This window comes from Bradyrhizobium sp., from assembly GCF_028868675.1.
In the GTDB taxonomy this organism is placed as follows: domain Bacteria; phylum Pseudomonadota; class Alphaproteobacteria; order Rhizobiales; family Xanthobacteraceae; genus Bradyrhizobium.
On sequence record NZ_JAGWUA010000024.1, the window covers coordinates 1 to 13,237 of the forward strand.

Sequence of the window (13,237 nt, forward strand, 5' to 3'; positions counted from 1 at the left end):
TCCTGGTCGTCGCCGGCAACGCCGCCTGGACGGTCGCGAGCATCGCGCTCTTGTTCTCCGGCGCGGTGTCACCGAACCTGCTGGGCGAGCTGATGGTGATGGCGCAGGCGATCGCCACCGGCGTGTTCGCCGAGCTGCAATTCATCGGCCTGCGCCGGAGCTGCGGCGCGGTGGCGGCGTAAGGTGCGCCTGAAGCCGCAATGACGTTGAGAGAGCTACGTCCGCCCGCGCCCGTTGGCCTTGCCGATCACGTGCTTGCCGTTGAGCCTCTTCTTCGCGCCGGCGGGCTTCGCTCCGGCCTGCGTTACAGACTTCCTGGCCTTGCGCTCGGCGCGCGCCTTTGCCTTCGTCTTTTCGGCGCGGGCTTCCGCGCGCAGCTTCTTGCGCTTCTTCTCGCAAGCCTCGCACTTGCAGCCAATCGGCTTCAGATAGGCTTTGAAATAGTCGGTGCCGTAGTCGTAGTTGATCTCCTCGCCCGGCTCGATGTTCTTGATTGCGCGAATATAGACCTTGCGCTCCCGCGGGCGGACGTCGGATTCCGCGTTCGGCCGGCAGGAATGATTGATGTAGCGGGCGACGTTCTTGCGCACCGAGCCGTCGATGGTCCAGCGGCCGTTGAGCTCGAACAGGTACTTGTTCTCGATGTCGTCCTGCGCCTTGATCCGGCAGTCCAGAATCGGGCCGAAATAGCGGACGATCCGGGTACCTTTCCTGATCGGCTTGGTGGCGAAGAGGCCAAGTCCGGTCTTGGAGCGGCCGACGCGATAGGGCTTGTGCGAGGAGATGACGGGCATGATCGAGAGAAGCGACGACGCGTACCGGGACTGAAGGGGTTGAAGGCGAAGGCGCTCTTCTAGAACGATTCCGTGGCCCTGTCAGGTCTCTCGAGGCCTCGTTTGAACCTTCCCCACAATGAACGCGTCTGATCGAGACGGAGTTCCGCGCCCCGGAGGGCCCCAGCATGAAGCGGGTCTTGTGGCGACGCGGCTGCCGCCGGGGCCGGTCTGCCATGTCGCCTATGTCGATGCGGTCGCCAACCCGAACGCGAACGAGCTCGCGCGGCAGGCCGCCGACGCCTTCGCCCGCGACTTCAAATGCGGCAAGGACGAGGTCAGAATCGTAGGCGCAAGCGGCCGCGCCGTCGAATTGACGAAGCGCTGGCGCCGCCTACCCCGGCGGCTTCGGCATCGTGCCCTTCAGGATCGCTTCCAGGAGTTGCTCCGGCGTGGTGCCCTCCGGCAACCGGTGCAGGATGTCCGCGAGCCGCCCGTCGAGCAGCAGCATGGTGAAGCCGTGCACCATCGACCAGGCGCGCGCGATCGCCGCACCCTGGCCGAGCGTCAGGCTGTCGCCCGCAATCGGCTCCTGCCGCATCGCGCCGATCGCGTTGGCAAGCCCGGAGAAGGAGGCTTCCGCGGCCTCGTGCAGCGAGGGCCTGGAATAGTCCAGCCGCTCGGTGCGAAACATCAGGCCGTACATGCCGGGATGGGCCTGCGCGTAGGCGACATAGGCCTTGGGCCGCGCCAGCATGCGCTCCAGCGGCGAGGCGGCGCTGTCGCAGGCCGCGGCCATCGCGGCGTTGAACTGGCGAAAGCCGATCGCGGCGAGCTCGCTGACGAGGCCGGTCAGGTCACCGAAATGATGGGTCGGCGCCGCGTGCGAGACCCCCGCCTCACGCGCCACCGCGCGCAAGGTCAGGCCCGCGAGCCCGTCGCGCTCCAGCACCCGCTCGGCGGCCTGCAGCAGCGCCTCGCGCAGCGCGCCATGGTGATAGGGCGTCTCCGTCCGCGCCGCACTGCGGCGCACGCGCCCTGGGCGGGCCTTCGCCGCCGTTGCCGTCTTGCGGGCGCCGCGCGCGCGGCGGGCGGCTTCAATCCTGGTTTCAGTCTTCGCCATGAGCAGCCCTATACGATGAGTCAGCTTATATGTCGGCATTTTGACAGTGTAAAGATTTCCCTTGACCTCCGTCGGTATCCTGCGATACTTATCTTGACAATGCAAAGATTGACTTGGTCCAAGCTGATGACGGCGGCCAACGTCGTGCTGCTGTACGCGCCGAGCCTGCCGATCCGGTCGAGCCTTGCGATCGCCTTTGCCGCCCGCCACGGCGCGCTCTATTTCACAAAATGGTATCCCGCGCAGTGCAGGATCAAGTATGGTGCACCGGCCGGCGCACTGCCCCAATCCCGCTGAACCGGCCAGACACAGGACAGACGATGAAGGACGTTTTCGCCCGCCTCGCCTCGGACTTCCTCTCCGCCATCGTCTTCCTCATCATCTATCTCGTCACCGACAATGTCGTGCTCGCGACTTCGGTCGCGGTTGTCGGCGCGATCGCGCAGGTGATCTACGCGCGGGTCAAAGGCAGGCCGCTCAACTTCATGACCTATGCGAGCCTTGCGCTCGTCGTCGTGCTCGGCACCGTGACGCTGCTGACCAACGATGCGCGCTTCATGCTGGCAAAGCCCTCGATCGCGCATTTTGCGATCGGCGTCATCATGCTCAAACGCGGCTGGATGCTGCGCTACGTGCCGCCGATCGTTGCCGAGACCGTTCCGGAATACGTTACCGCGGCGGGTTACGCCTGGTCGGCGCTGATGTTCGTGATCGGCGCCGGCATGATCGCGGTCGCCTCGACCGGCGATCTGAAGCTGTGGGCGTTCTATATTTCCGTGGTGGCCGGCGGCGCCAAGATTTTGGCCTTCGCCATCCAGTACGTCGTGCTTCGTCTCATCGTCACGAGCCGCCTGCGCGCCGCCGCCCGCGCCTAAATGCCTCCCCCGCCAAGAGACCGTTAGGCAGCCGGAACGAGTTGGGCTATACGCTTCGCCCCGGACCGACCGCAAATGATTGCGGCGCGCCGGGAAATCTTGGGAGACGGGAATGGCCGTGGACGGTAGCTGGAATGTGACCTTGTCGACACCGATGGGCGACCGCAAGACGACGCTGAACCTGACGAGCGCGGGATCGACGCTCACGGGCACGCAGGGCGCCGAGGGGGAATCGACCGAAATCTTCGAGGGAAGCGTGAACGGCGACGACGTCGCCTGGAAGGTCTCGATCGTCAATCCGATGCCGCTGACGCTCGCCTTCTCCGGCAAGGTCTCCGGCGACAGCATGAGCGGCGAAGCGAGCATCGGCCCGATGGGCAGCTTCCCGTTCACGGGGACGCGGGGGTAACGCGGCTCTCGTGTCCCGGACGCGGTGCAGCGTGCAACGCTGCGCCGCAGAGCCGGAACCATGCGGATGAACCCCACCTCACCCCAGATTCAATTCCTTGAAGAAGTCGTTGCCCTTGTCGTCGACGATGATGAAGGCCGGGAAGTCGACGACCTCGATGCGCCAGATCGCTTCCATGCCGAGCTCGGGATATTCGAGCACCTCGACCTTCTTGATGCAGTGCTCGGCGAGGTTCGCCGCCGCGCCGCCGATCGAGCCGAGATAGAAGCCGCCATATTTCTTGCAGGCCTCGCGCACCGCCGGCGCGCGGTTGCCCTTCGCGACCATCACCATCGAGCCGCCGGCGGCCTGGAACTGATCGACGAAGGAGTCCATCCGGCCTGCGGTCGTCGGGCCGAACGCGCCGGAGGCGTAGCCCTCCGGCGTCTTGGCGGGACCAGCGTAATAGACCGGATGGTTCTTGAAATAGTCCGGCAGCGGCTCGCCCTTCTCCAGCCGCTCGCGCAGCTTGGCATGCGCCGCGTCGCGCGCCACGATCATGGTGCCGGTCATGGACACCCGCGTCTTGATCGGATGCATGGACAGCGTCGCCAGGATGTTCTTCATCGGCCGGTTGAGGTCGATCTTGACGACTTCGCCGCCGAGCGCCTGTTCGACCTGCGGCAAGTACTGCGCCGGATTGTGCTCGAGCTCCTCGAGATAGACGCCGTCCTTGGTGATCTTGCCGAGCACCTGGCGGTCGGCCGAGCAGGACACGCCAAGCCCGATCGGCAGCGAGGCGCCGTGCCGCGGCATGCGGATCACGCGGACGTCGTGGCAGAAATACTTTCCGCCGAACTGCGCGCCGACGCCGAGCGACTGCGTCATCTTGTGGATTTCCTTCTCCATCTCGACGTCGCGGAAAGCGTTGCCGTCGGCCGACCCGTGGGTCGGCAGCGCGTCGAGATAGCGGGCCGAGGCCAGCTTCACCGTCTTCATGCAGAGCTCGGCCGAGGTGCCGCCGATGACGATCGCGAGGTGGTAGGGCGGGCACGCCGCGGTGCCCAGCGTCAGCACCTTCTCCTTCAGGAAGGCGAGCAGCCGGTCCCTGGTCAGTACCGACGGCGTCGCCTGGAACAGAAAACTCTTGTTGGCGGAACCGCCGCCCTTGGCCATGAACATGAACTTGTAGGCGTCCGCTGAGTCCCCTTGGCCCTCGGCGTAGATCTCGCACTGCGCCGGCATGTTGTTGGCGGTGTTCTTCTCCTCGTACATCGTGATCGGCGCGACCTGCGAGTAGCGCAGGTTGCGGCGCAGATACGCATCGCGCGCGCCTTGCGACAACGCCGCCTCGTCCTCGCCGTCGGTAATGACGTTGCAGCCCTTCTTGCCCATGATGATGGCGGTGCCGGTGTCCTGGCACATCGGCAGCACGCCGCCGGCGGAGATGTTGGCGTTCTTCAAGAAGTCGAGCGCGACGAACCTGTCGTTCGGGCTCGCCTCGGGATCGTCGAGAATGGCGCGGAGCTGCTTCAGGTGCCCCGGCCGCAGGAAATGGTTGATCTCGCCGAAGGCGGCCTCCGACAGCAGCCGCAGCGCCTCGCGCGACACCACCAGCATGTCCTTGCCGAGCACCTTCTCGACCCGGGCGCCCTCGGATGAAATCTTCTTGTAGGGCGTCTCGTCCTTGCCGAGCGGAAACAGCGGGGTGTGCTTGTAGGGCGGAACGGGCTTTGACTGGTCGGGAAAGGCGGTGGGAGCGTTCATGGGGCTGGTCTCGGGTTCTGGGGCACTCTCGCGGGCCCCTCGGATAGAGCGTTTCTACGCATTTTTGGCACAAAAGAAAGGGAGCGGATGACCTTCGGTCGGGCGGGCTCCAGGCGCGCCATCGCGCGGGGAAAGCCTCTACTCGTCCCGGTCCTGCGATCCGTGAAATATCGCTGCGATGACAACCCGACGGTGCAGTTCGTCGACCTGATAGACCACGACATAGGGCAGCCGCGGCACGACCCACTCATACGCGCCAGGGACACGACCGACGTGGCCCATGAAGGGAAACATGGTCAGCTGCTCGATGCTTCCCAACAGCCGATCCATGACCTTCTTGGCAGCCACCGGGCTCTCCTGTGCGATCCAATTGAAAATACCTTCGAGATCAGCAACGGCCTGATCGTCGAAGACGAGTTCCATTTGGCACTCAAGATTCGAGGCGAGCCAAGCGCGTGCGCACCTCAGCAAGAGACAGTAATTTGCGGTTCGGATCGGCGATGCGCCGCCGCACTTCAGCGACCTGCTCGTCGGTCAGCCTGATCTCATGCATGTGCTTGACGTAGTCGAGCAACGCTCCGGCGGCGGCGTTCTGCTCGCCTTCCGGAAGTCGCTCGACCTGGCGGATGGCTTCTTCGAGGAGCTTGGTCATATTCGAAACATACCACGTTACGCGGGATAGAACAGCCGCGCTGCGCGTGGAAATGCCATTCCGCGCCCTTGCGCTCCGCGTCCGCCGACGCTTGAATGCGCCTCCCAAGGGGCTTTTCATCATGACATCTCGACTGAACGTTCGCGGCGCGATTGTCCTTGCCGCCGCACTTTGTGGCCTCGTCGCCCTCGCCTCGCCCGCCAGCGCCGACCGCTGCGACGACAGCGCCAAGGAGCTGGCGAACAACATCGACAAGCTGAAGGTCAACTTTCGCGCCGCCAACATCGTCTACATGACCCACCCGCTGGCCAGGGAACTGTCGGTCGGTTGTCGCGGTGACAACTATTCGATCGAGCTCTATGCCAAGGGTGACCGCAAGCCGAAGCCGGAATTCATCGCGCTGGTGGGCTCGATGGCCGCCATCGTCTTCACGGTGACGAAGGACGACACCACGACCGGTGCGTCGCGCTGCCTGAAGCGGATGGGCCTGTTGCGGGGCGACAAGGTTTCCTTGCGCTACCGCCGGCTCAACATGAACTGCACCCGCACCAAGACCGACGCCGCGATCGCGATCACGCGCAGCAAGGACGAGTAGCGCGCGGTTCACCATAGCCCCGCGCAGCAGGGAATCATTCGGATTTTAACGATTGGTTTCACGGAAGCTTCGCCAGAGGCCGGACACTCTCGCCCATTCAATGTGAGGACTTGCGCGATGAGTAGTGTTTCCAGTGTTGCGCCACCGCCGGCCGTCGTTGTCGTGCCCAGCTACGACACGACCAGGCAGGACGATCAGACCAAGGCGAAGGCTACCGAGCAGGCCTATCAGCCGCCGCCGGCCGCGCCACTGCCGCCGGGCCAAGGCACGCGGATCGACCAACTCGCCTGACGCCGCCGCGTTACACACAATGCCGGCCATGACGCGAGCCCCGCCGGGGCGCATCGCGTCATGGCGAAACGCGTTCATGCGTCCAGTTCGCGATAGTGGCGGAAGATGCCCTGCTCGTTGAAGGCAATGCGGCGCGGACTCGCGAGATAGGTCGCGATGTTCGACCGCGCCGCGACGCGGACATGCAGGCCGACCAGGCCCGGAACGTTCCTCTCGAACGTCTTCATGTGCCTGGGAAAGGCATAGCGCAGGCCGGCGACGATCTGGAACAGCGACAGGTCGACATAGGTGAGCCTGCGTCCGGTGACGTAGGCGCCGCCATTGTCGTCCACGAGTTTCTCGAAATAGCCGAGATATTTCGGCACGCGCTCGCTCCAGAACTCGGCCGTGCGCTTCTTTGAGGGCTGTTTCTGGTCCTCGTAGTAGAGCGTCGGGCCGAGCGGATGATGGGTGTCGTGGATCTCCAGCACGAGATCGGCGACGGTGAGCTGAAGCTGATGCACCCACAGCCGTCCCGCCTCGCTCTTGGGCGCGAGGGCGTGCCGTGCACCGAGATAGAAGAGGATGTTGGCGGTCTGCCCGATCACGAGCTTGCCCGCTTTGAGGAACGGCGGTGCAAAGGGCGGCGTGCCGCCGGGCGCGTCCATCATCTTCATCATGGCGCTGGTGCCGCGCGGCCCGCGCACGACGTCCACATAGTCGGCACCGGCCTCCTCCAGCGCGAGGCGAACATATTCGCCGCGGCCCTGGATCTCCGGCCAGTAGTAGAGTTCGTATGTCATGCGGGGCGCCCGTGATCACGTACGGCAAGCTTAGCACGCGAACGGGACCACCGTCATTCGAGAATGGTCCACGCCGTCATTGCGAGCGAAGCGAAGCAATCGAGACTGCGCCCGTGGCGGCGGTCGGGATTGCTTCGTCGCTTCGCTCGTCGCAATGACGACGCGGCAGATCCCGGAATGACGTTCGTCAGTTCACCGCAAAACAATACAGCAGCCCGTCGCCGCCGGTGCTCTTGAGGTCGGCCTGCGAGCAGCCGCCGTCCGGGCCGCGCGAGGGATGCGCGGCGTTCCAGGATTTCACCGTCGGAAAATTCGGAGGGCCGTTGATGTCGGAATGACCGAGCATCGCTGCGCCCTGCGTGCTCGACGTCCAGTTCTTGCAGGTGCGGTCGTCCTGGCCGGCAAAGGCGGTGCCATCGGGCTGCGAGCCCGTCAGGATATCGTGCCGGTTCGGCTGGTCGCCATAGCCGTTCACCGTCTCGCCCTTCTCGGTCAGCGCGGTCGCCTTGTCGATCTTGTTGGCACCGTGCAATTCGGCGACGTCCCTGGCGATCACGACGCCCTTGGCGTTCTGCCATGGCCGATGCGGTCGCGCGCGTTCACGGCCCGCTTGCCGTCGGCGGCTTGCGTCGAGAGATAGGCGTGCCAGGTCTTGGCACCGGCGCCCGCGGACTGCGCGAGCTTCTGGCATTGCGCATCGGCGCCTTCAAGGCCGCCGAGATCGGCGCCCTTGCCGGGCCCGCTCGATGTCACGAAGAAGCTCATGTCGGCCGATTGCGCCTGCGCCGGCTGTGCTGCGAGCAACGGCCCCACGGTGAGGACGAGGGCAAATCCAACGGGCTGAACCAGTCTTCTGAAACGGGGCATGTCGTCCTCCGGTTGTGGTCTGTTGTCGCCGCCTGAGACGAACCCGCAGGCTGCGGCAATATTCCGTCGTAACGTGCAAAGAAAAAGGCGCCGTGCCGGACACACGACGCCTTGTTTGTTCCTCATCGCACCGCGCGATCAGTTGGTCTGCTGGATCGCCGACAGTTCCCAGTCACCGGGACGCCGGCGCGCGAAGGTCCAGACCTCGGTGACCTCGCCCGGCTGGTCGCTGCCCGCAACCATCGCGCCGCTGGTGCGATCCACCGTCTTGTCGACCAGCGCAAAGCGCATCGCCACCGTGGCGTAGTCGGTCTCGCCCTCGCGCCAGGCCTCCGCGAGGTCGCCCTGCAGGAGCTTCACGCCGGACACCTTGTTGACGACGTTGCGCGCGCGGTTTTCGCCAAGATCCTTCTCGAAATAGGAGACCATTTCGGGGGTCGCCAGCGTGTGCAGCTTGGCCACGTCCTCGTTCGACCAGGCAGTCTGGATCTCGCCGAGCAGGCGCTCGAACGCCTCATAGTCGCCGGGCTGGATCTCGAGCGGCGCGTTGTTGGCGCCGAACCCGAAGCCGAGGCCGCTGCGATAGCTCGGTTGCGGCCCCGTGCCGACACCGCTGCCGCCGGCATAGGCCGCCTGCGGGCCGGCGTGACGGCGCTGCCACCACGACATCGCGAGCCGCACCACGACCACCACCAGCACGATCTGCAGGATCAGACCGAGGACCGACGACAATCCGCCGAGGCCGGAGAACAGGCCGCCGCCGAACAGGAGGCCGAACAGGCCGGCGCCGAGAAAGCCCGCGGCGAGCCCGCGCAGCATGCCCCCGCCCGGCCGGTTGAAGAAGCCGCCGCCGGCCGGCGCGGTGGAGTTCATGCCCGGCTGGCTGTAGGTGCGGTTGAATTGCGACGTGGAACCTGGCGCGGTTTTGGTCGACGGCGGCGCGGAGAAGGTCCGCGCGCCGCGCGAGCCCGACGAGAAGCCGCCACCGACGCGGGCGTCCGCGGAGGAGATCGCGACCGCGGTCGGCAACGCCAGCGCCAGCACGACGGCGATCGTCTTCACGAGACTGCGGCTACGTTGCGAGAAATTCATGTGTGTTTCCCAAAATCCCCGACATGGGGAAGCGCCTCTAACATGGGCAGGCTTGTACAAAAGTGAAGCGCCCATGGGAACCCGCGGCTGCGGCCCTCAGTCGCGGGGATGCGGCAAAAGCCCATATGTTGCCGACGGTTGGAACGGACACGGTTATTGGATACCGCCGTCGGAAATGGTTGCGCGGCGGCCCAATGTCGTCACACGCGGCTGCCTCACCCGGCCTTCATGGTCTCCTTCACCGCCGCCACGAGCTGACCCAGCGTGAACGGTTTTGGCAGGAAGTCGAACTGCTGCCCTTCGGGCAGGCTCTTCTCGAACGCATCCTCGGCGTAGCCGGAAACGAAGATGAATTTGATGTCCGGATTCTTCTCGCGCATCGCCTTCAACAGCGTCGGTCCGTCCATCTCCGGCATCACGACGTCGGAGACGACGAGATCGATCGCGCCGCCCTGCTCCTCCAGCATCTCCATCGCCTCGACGCCGTTCTCCGCCTCGACCACCGTGTAGCCGCGCGAGCGCAGGCCGCGCGCGTTCAGCGCCCGCAGGCCTTCCTCGTCCTCGACCAGCAGGATGGTGCCTTGCCCCGTCATGTCGGCGCGCGGCTTGGCTTCGACCGGCTGTACTTCCCTTGCGGCGGCGCCCGTTGCGGCCGCCGTCGCCTCGACCTGGGTTTCCGGCTCGGCGCGATGGCGCGGCAGGAAGATGTGGAACGAGGTCCCCTTGCCCGGCTCGGAATCGACGTAGATGAAGCCGCCGGTCTGCTTGACGATGCCGTAGACCGTCGACAAGCCCAGTCCAGTCCCCTTGCCCACTTCCTTGGTCGAGAAGAACGGCTCGAAAATCTTGTCGCGGATGTCGGCGGGGATGCCGGTGCCGGTGTCGGCGACCTCGATCCGCACGTATTCCGCCGCCGGCATGCCCTTGTAGGCGAGCCTGGCGCAGTCCTCCGCCGCGACGTTGGCGGTGCGGATGATGAGCTTGCCGCCGTCCGGCATGGCGTCGCGCGCATTGACCGCGAGATTGACGATCACCTGCTCGAACTGGGAGACGTCGACCTTGACCGGCCAGAGATCGCGGCCGTGGACCAGATCGAGCTTCACCTTCTCGCCGATCAGGCGGCGCAGCAGCATGGTGAGATCGGACAGCGCGTCGCCGAGGTCGAGCACCTGCGGCCGCAGCGTCTGCCGGCGCGAGAACGCGAGCAGCTGCCGCACCAGCGTCGCGGCGCGCGTCGCATTCTGCTTGATCTGCATGATGTCCTGGAAGGACGGATCGGTCGGCTTGTGCGCGTTCAGCAGGAAGTCGTTCGCCATCATGATGGCGGAAAGCACGTTGTTGAAGTCGTGGGCGATGCCGCCGGCGAGCTGGCCGACGGTCTCCATCTTCTGCGACTGGTTGATCTGGTTCTCCAGCGCGCGCCGCTCGGTGGTCTCGAGCATGTAGACGATGGCGGCCTCGTTGTCGCGCTCGTCCTCCTCCACCGGAGTGATGAAGAACTGGCCCCAGCGCTCCTTGGCGCCCTCCAGCATGACCTCGACGGGAGCGACGTCGGCCTGGCCCTCCGCGGCCTGGTTGATCGCCGCGATCAGCAGATGGCGGTCGCGGGCATTGACGGCGCGGAAGATCGATTTGCTGGTGCCGTCGAGATTGAGCCCCTGCGCGAGCTTGGCGTAGCGCGCGTTGGCGCGAACCACGTTGCCGCCGCGATCGACGGTCGCGATCGCCATCGGCGTGTGGTCGAAGAAGCGCATGAAGCGCACTTCGGCGGCGCGGTCGGGGTCGCTGCGCTCGTCTCGGGCGCGGCTGATGACGAGCGTGCGCGAAGGGCCCGGCACGCCGTCGGCGCCGAAGGCGAGCTTGTGGTAGAGCCGGACCGGCATGGTCCTGCCCGCGCGCATGCGCAGGTCGATGTCGAACACCTCGGTCTTGACCTCGCCGGGCACGGCCACGATTCCGGTCAGCAGCGACGCGCCGTCGCCGGAGACGATGTCGGTCAACTTCAATCCGCCCGAGCCGATCTCGGCCAGGTCGTAATCGAGCCAGTTGGCGAGCGTGGCGTTGACATAGGCGAGCTCGCCGGCCGGGTTGACCGAGAAGAAGCCGCAGGGCGCGTGGTCGAGATACTCGATCGCGTGCTGCAGTTCCTGGAACACGTCCTCCTGGCGCTCGCGGTCGCGCGTGATGTCGGCGATCGACCACACCGCATATTTGGCCTCGCGCTTGAGGGTGCCGAGCGGGCGCACCCGCATGCGCAGCCAGCGGCCCTGGCTGCCGTCATGCCCGGAGATGCGCACCTCCTCCTGCTGCCGCTTGCCCTCGCGCGCGGCCTTCAGCAGGCGGAACACGGCCTCCGAGACGTCGGGGTTGCCGATGAAGACGCGCTCGACGGGTCGGACCTCCTGCGGCCCGGAGGCGCCGGTCAGCGTGAGATAGGCCGCGTTGGAATAGACCACGTGGCCGCGCGGGTCGGTGACAGCGAGCCCGTCGAAGGCGTGGTCGGCGATGCGGCCCATCACGGGATCGTCGAGATTGCGGTCGGCGAAGCGGATGATGCCCGCGGCAAAGGCGAACAGGTTGAACAGGCCGACCATCGCCAGCACGGCGAGGATGCCGAGGATGTAGGGCTGCGCCTGGGTGCGCCCGAGCGTCATCAGCCCGACGGCGACCGCGACCAGCGCCGCCGCAACCAGCAGCACCAGCGCGATGCTGCCCGAGCGCGGCGCCGGCTCATGCGCCGCAGCGGGCTCGCGGGACAGGTCGTGATCGGTCTCGGCGGTCATCTCGAGCGGCGCAGCCTTGTTGCAGGAAGCAGCCTTGCGGCAGGACGTCGACGCGCAACCGGCGCGCACAGGCCTCCCTGCCTGAATCGGACCCGCGGGCGCAAGCCCGGAAGGTACGCTGATTCCCGGAATACGGCTATTTCCCGCACTTTTCGGGCCGTTACCGGCGTCCGGCGCCGAAGCCGCGCTTCAGCCGCATGACGTAGCCGATGACCTCGGCGACCGCGTGGTAGTGTTCCACGGGGATTTCCTGGTCGACCTCGACGGTGGCATAGAGCGAGCGCGCCAGCGGCACGTTCTCGACGATCGGAATGTCGTGCTCGCGCGCGATCTCCCGGATCTTGAAGGCGAGATTGTCGACGCCCTTGGCGACGCAGATCGGCGCCGTCATGCCGCGGTCGTAGGACAGCGCCACCGAATAATGGGTCGGGTTGGTGATGACCACGGAGGCCTTCGGGACCGCCGCCATCATGCGCTTCTTGGCACGCTGCTGGCGCAACTGCCGGATTCTGCCCTTGACGTGCGGATCGCCTTCGGACTGCTTGAACTCCTCCTTGATCTCCTGCAGCGACATCTTCTGCCGCTGGAACCAGCTGCGGTACTGGAACAGATAGTCTGCGATCGCGACGATCGCGAGCGAGGCCACCACGGCGCCCAAGAGCTGCACGGTCAGGGTCGTGGTCACCCCGAGCATGGCCGACGGGTCGAGCTTGACCATCGCTTCCATGCGGTGGCGCTCCGGCCACAGGATCATCGTCATGACCGCGCCGAGCGCGACCAGCTTGAGGATGCCCTTGAGGAAGTTGGCGGCCGCCTGCTTGCCGAAGATGCGCTTGAAGCCCGCGCCGGGCGAGATCTTGCTGAGCTTGGGCTTGAGCGACTCGGCCGACCACACCAGGCGGTGCTGCAGCATGTTGCCCGCGATCGCGGCGAGCGCCAGCATCAGCAGCGGCACGCCGATCGCAGCGATGACGACGAATTCGAGCTGCTGGGTTAGCTGGATCAGGCTCCGCCCGTCGGTCTTGATCATCCAGGAATTGGCGAGCAGGCTGCGCAACGGCATCACCATGCCGTTGCCGATCGAGCCCGAGAAGGTCGAGATCACGAGTGTGCCGCCCGCGATCACGAACCAGGTGTTGATCTCCTGACTCTTGGCGACGTCGCCGCGTTCGAGCGCGTCGTCCAGACGCTTTTGCGTCGGGTCTTCCGTTTGACTGTCGGGATCGTTGTCTTCGGCCATGACTCTCTC

At 65.8% G+C, this 13,237-nt stretch carries 14 protein-coding genes and 3 pseudogenes; 7 read left to right on the forward strand and 10 right to left on the reverse strand.

Annotated elements, in window-relative coordinates:
- Positions 1-182 (forward strand): annotated as a pseudogene (locus tag KGM94_RS05510) (hypothetical protein); the annotation flags it as partial.
- A 33-nt stretch (positions 183-215) separates the two neighbouring features.
- Here the strand turns inward: KGM94_RS05510 and KGM94_RS05515 are convergent.
- Entirely contained in the window at positions 216-794 is a 579-nt protein-coding gene (locus tag KGM94_RS05515; RefSeq protein ID WP_300255739.1) for an SET domain-containing protein, read from the reverse strand.
- Positions 795-963: 169 nt separating this feature from the next.
- Between KGM94_RS05515 and KGM94_RS05520 the strand changes: the two are divergent.
- A pseudogene (locus KGM94_RS05520) lies at positions 964-1,158 on the forward strand (hypothetical protein); the annotation flags it as partial.
- Between the two features lie 9 nt (positions 1,159-1,167).
- On the opposite strand, the gene KGM94_RS05525 reads toward KGM94_RS05520, so the two are convergent.
- The gene (locus tag KGM94_RS05525; protein ID WP_300255741.1) at positions 1,168-1,896 is read right to left on the reverse strand and encodes a WHG domain-containing protein; all 729 of its coding nucleotides are present in this window, start codon (positions 1,894-1,896) and stop codon (positions 1,168-1,170) included.
- Between the two features lie 99 nt (positions 1,897-1,995).
- Here KGM94_RS05525 and KGM94_RS05530 point away from each other — a divergent pair, with 99 nt between their 5' ends.
- From KGM94_RS05530 to KGM94_RS05540, 3 genes are all read left to right on the forward strand, one after another.
- Positions 1,996-2,193 (forward strand): hypothetical protein, encoded by a 198-nt coding sequence (locus KGM94_RS05530; RefSeq protein WP_366526213.1) that lies wholly within the window; start codon positions 1,996-1,998, stop codon positions 2,191-2,193.
- Positions 2,194-2,216: 23 nt separating this feature from the next.
- Positions 2,217-2,771 (forward strand): septation protein IspZ, encoded by a 555-nt coding sequence (locus KGM94_RS05535; RefSeq protein ID WP_300255743.1) that lies wholly within the window; start codon positions 2,217-2,219, stop codon positions 2,769-2,771.
- Between the two features lie 112 nt (positions 2,772-2,883).
- Complete coding sequence (locus tag KGM94_RS05540; protein WP_300255745.1) at positions 2,884-3,180, forward strand: hypothetical protein; 297 nt, start codon at positions 2,884-2,886, stop codon at positions 3,178-3,180.
- Positions 3,181-3,258: 78 nt separating this feature from the next.
- Here the strand turns inward: KGM94_RS05540 and KGM94_RS05545 are convergent, their stop codons facing one another.
- From KGM94_RS05545 to KGM94_RS05555, 3 genes are all read right to left on the reverse strand, one after another.
- Positions 3,259-4,926 (reverse strand): fumarate hydratase, encoded by a 1,668-nt coding sequence (locus KGM94_RS05545; RefSeq protein WP_300255746.1) that lies wholly within the window; start codon positions 4,924-4,926, stop codon positions 3,259-3,261.
- Positions 4,927-5,064: 138 nt separating this feature from the next.
- Entirely contained in the window at positions 5,065-5,349 is a 285-nt protein-coding gene (locus KGM94_RS05550) for a type II toxin-antitoxin system RelE/ParE family toxin (RefSeq protein WP_300255748.1), read from the reverse strand.
- Positions 5,350-5,356: 7 nt separating this feature from the next.
- The gene (locus KGM94_RS05555) at positions 5,357-5,578 is read right to left on the reverse strand and encodes a hypothetical protein (RefSeq protein WP_300255750.1); all 222 of its coding nucleotides are present in this window, start codon (positions 5,576-5,578) and stop codon (positions 5,357-5,359) included.
- 121 nt (positions 5,579-5,699) lie between these two features.
- Here KGM94_RS05555 and KGM94_RS05560 point away from each other — a divergent pair, with 121 nt between their 5' ends.
- Entirely contained in the window at positions 5,700-6,173 is a 474-nt protein-coding gene (locus tag KGM94_RS05560; RefSeq protein ID WP_300255752.1) for a hypothetical protein, read from the forward strand.
- Between the two features lie 117 nt (positions 6,174-6,290).
- Complete coding sequence (locus KGM94_RS05565; protein ID WP_300255754.1) at positions 6,291-6,464, forward strand: hypothetical protein; 174 nt, start codon at positions 6,291-6,293, stop codon at positions 6,462-6,464.
- Positions 6,465-6,538: 74 nt separating this feature from the next.
- Here KGM94_RS05565 and KGM94_RS05570 read toward each other — a convergent pair whose 3' ends face one another.
- The 5 genes and pseudogenes from KGM94_RS05570 to flhB all read right to left on the reverse strand — a co-directional run bounded on the left by KGM94_RS05570 (position 6,539) and on the right by flhB (position 13,228).
- A complete protein-coding gene (locus tag KGM94_RS05570; RefSeq protein WP_300255756.1) occupies positions 6,539-7,246 on the reverse strand; it encodes a glutathione S-transferase in 708 nt (235 codons plus the stop codon).
- 187 nt (positions 7,247-7,433) lie between these two features.
- A pseudogene (locus tag KGM94_RS05575) lies at positions 7,434-8,113 on the reverse strand (lectin).
- A gap of 138 nt (positions 8,114-8,251) precedes the next feature.
- Entirely contained in the window at positions 8,252-9,205 is a 954-nt protein-coding gene (locus tag KGM94_RS05580; RefSeq protein ID WP_300255757.1) for a TIM44-like domain-containing protein, read from the reverse strand.
- A 215-nt stretch (positions 9,206-9,420) separates the two neighbouring features.
- Positions 9,421-11,988 (reverse strand): cell cycle histidine kinase CckA, encoded by a 2,568-nt coding sequence (gene cckA / locus KGM94_RS05585; RefSeq protein ID WP_300255759.1) that lies wholly within the window; start codon positions 11,986-11,988, stop codon positions 9,421-9,423.
- A 160-nt stretch (positions 11,989-12,148) separates the two neighbouring features.
- A complete protein-coding gene (gene flhB / locus KGM94_RS05590; RefSeq protein ID WP_300255760.1) occupies positions 12,149-13,228 on the reverse strand; it encodes a flagellar biosynthesis protein FlhB in 1,080 nt (359 codons plus the stop codon).
- Between the last annotated feature and the right edge of the window lie 9 nt (positions 13,229-13,237).